The following is a 300-nucleotide window of genomic DNA, read 5'->3' on the forward strand; positions in this document are numbered from 1 at the left end:
CGGTGTAGCGGCCATTGGTATTGGATGCGCGGCGACGGTAAATCGTCTCCCGATGGCAGCGTTGCTCGCGTTGACGATGGCCAGCTTCATCGCCACGGCAAACGAAGCCGTACCGGCCGGCTTGCTTCCGGAGATTGCACGAGGGTTTCATGTGAGCGAAGCGTGGGCCGGGCAATTGGTGACGTGCTGCGCGCTCGGCTCCGGTGTAGCGGCCATCCCGCTGACCGCAGCCGTGCGCAGGTGGCAGCGCCGGCATGTCCTGCTACTGGTGCTCGGCGTCTTTGCGGCTTGCAATGCGAT

At 64.7% G+C, this 300-nt stretch carries 1 protein-coding gene; it reads left to right on the plus strand.

What is annotated here, in order from left to right:
* Positions 1-52: 52 nt before the first annotated feature.
* On the plus strand, positions 53-300 hold a 248-nt coding region (locus SB724_RS19760; RefSeq protein ID WP_410572499.1), incomplete at its 3' end, for an MFS transporter.

The sequence above is a fragment of the Bacillus sp. SIMBA_031 genome (assembly GCF_046535225.1).
Lineage (GTDB): Bacteria > Bacillota > Bacilli > Bacillales > Bacillaceae > Bacillus > Bacillus velezensis.